The sequence below is a fragment of the Longimicrobiaceae bacterium genome (genome assembly GCA_035936415.1).
In the GTDB taxonomy this organism is placed as follows: Bacteria; Gemmatimonadota; Gemmatimonadetes; order Longimicrobiales; family Longimicrobiaceae; genus JAFAYN01.
This window is the reverse complement of record DASYWD010000503.1, coordinates 1-2,080: the sequence shown is the minus strand read 5'-3', so window position 1 is coordinate 2,080 and position 2,080 is coordinate 1. Positions and strand designations below refer to the sequence as shown.

The following is a 2,080-nucleotide window of genomic DNA, read 5'->3' as shown; positions in this document are numbered from 1 at the left end:
CGCGGGCGGTCGGCGGGCAGCTCCAGCAGCTCGGGCGCGCCGGAGAGCGTCCGCTTCCAGTACTCCGCCTGCTGGCGCAGCACCTCTCCCTCCACCCAGCGCCGCTGCCAGACGGCATAGTCGGCGTACTGCACCGGAAGCTCCGGCAGCGGGTCCGCCTCTCCGCTGCGGAACGCGTCGTAGAGGGCGTTCAGCTCGCGGGTGAGCACGCCCATGCTCCAGCCGTCGGAGACCACGTGGTGCATGGTCACCTGCAGCGCGTGCTCGTCCTCCCCCAGCCGGACCAGGCACCCGCGGACCAGCGGCCCCCGCTCCAGGTCGAACGGGGCGCCCGCCTCTTCCGCGATCACGCGTCTGACCTCGGACTGGGGACGTGCGCTCAGGTCGCGCTCCGTCAGGCGGAAGCGCCACTCCTCTGCCGGGGCGATCCGCTGCACCGGCTGGCCGTCCACCAGGGGGAAGGTCGTGCGCAGCACCTCGTGCCGCGCCACGATCCGCTCCAGCGCACGCCGCAGCGCCTCACGGTCCAGCTCCCCCCGCAGGCGGCGCAGCCAGGGGACGTGGTAGGCGTTCCCCAGCCCGCCGAGCCGCTCCAGGAACCAGAGCCGCTGCTGCGCGAAGGAGAGCGGCAGCGGCGCGGTGCGCTCCACCGGCTCGATGGGCGGCAGGTCCGCCCGGGCAGCCTCCGCCACGGCGCGCGCGTACTCCGCCAGCACGGGGAGACGGAAGACCTCCCCCACGGGGACCTCCACCCCGAGCCTCTGCCGCACCCGCGAGACCACCCGCACCGCCAGCAGCGAGTGCCCGCCCAGCTCGAAGAAGTGGTCCCACCGCCCCACCCGCTCCAGCCTCAGCACCTCCGCCCAGATCTCCGCCACCGCCTCCTCCACCTCCCCCTGCGGCGCCTCGTAGCCCCGCCGCGCGTACGCCTCCCCTTCCGGGGCCGGCAGCGCCCTCCGGTCCAGCTTGCCGTTGGGCGTCAGCGGCATCTCCTCCAGGCACACGTACGCCGCCGGCGCCATGTACTCCGGCACCCGCTCCAGCAGGTGCGCCCGCAGGCTCTCCGCGCGGATCGCTTCGGGGGCCACGTAGTACGCCACCAGCCGCTTGTCCCCGGGCTCGTCCTCCCGCGCCACCACCACCGCCTCATGCACCTCCGGGTGCTCCAGCAGCCGGGCTTCGACCTCGCCCGGCTCGATCCGGTAGCCGCGCACCTTCACCTGGTGGTCGCTCCGCCCCACGAACTCCAGCGCCCCGTCCGCCCGGCGCAGCACCCGGTCCCCCGTGCGGTACAGGCGCACACCCGGCTTCCGCGCGAACGGGTCCGGGACGAAGCGCTCCGCCGTCAGCTCCGGCCGGCCCAGGTACCCGCGCGTCACCCCGTCGCCGCCGAGGTACAGCTCCCCGGCGGCGCCGAGCGGCACCGGGCGCAGCTCCCCGTCCAGCAGGTACGCGGTGGTGTTCGCGATCGGGCGCCCGATGGGCACCGCTCCCTCCCCCGCCTCCACCCGCAGCGCCGTGGACCAGACGGTGGTCTCCGTCGGGCCGTACAGGTTCCAGAGCGCGGAGCAGCGCGCGAGGAGCCGCCCGGCCAGCTCGCGCGGAAGCGCCTCCCCGCCGCAGAGCACCCGCAGCCCCTGCGTCCCCTCCCAGCCCGCCTCCAGCAGCATCTGCCAGGTCGCGGGCGTGGCCTGCATCAGCGTGGCGCCCGTCGCCGCCAGCGCCTCGCGCAGGCCGGCCCCGTCCGCGGCGGTCTCGCGCGCGGCGAGCGCGACGCGCGCTCCCGTGCTCAGCGGGAGGAAGAGCTCCAGCCCCGCGATGTCGAAGGAGAGGGTGGTCACCGCCAGGAGCGTGTCCGAGGGCGCCAGCCCCGGCTCCACGCGCATGGAGTCCAGGAAGTTCACCAGCGCGCGATGCGGGACCATGACTCCCTTGGGCCGGCCGGTGGACCCGGACGTGTAGATCACGTACACCAGGTGCTCCGGGCTCAGCGCCCCCCGCACAGGGTCGCTCTCCGGCCGGCGCGCCCAGGCCGCGGCATCGCCCGCCAGGTCCAGCACCGGCACCCCCGCCAGCTCCG

General features: G+C 75.4%; 1 protein-coding gene. It reads right to left on the bottom strand.

Translation table 11 applies throughout. The features are described from left to right. The coding region (locus VGR37_20285; GenBank protein HEV2149750.1) for an amino acid adenylation domain-containing protein at nucleotides 1–2,080 on the bottom strand (2,080 nt) is incomplete at both ends.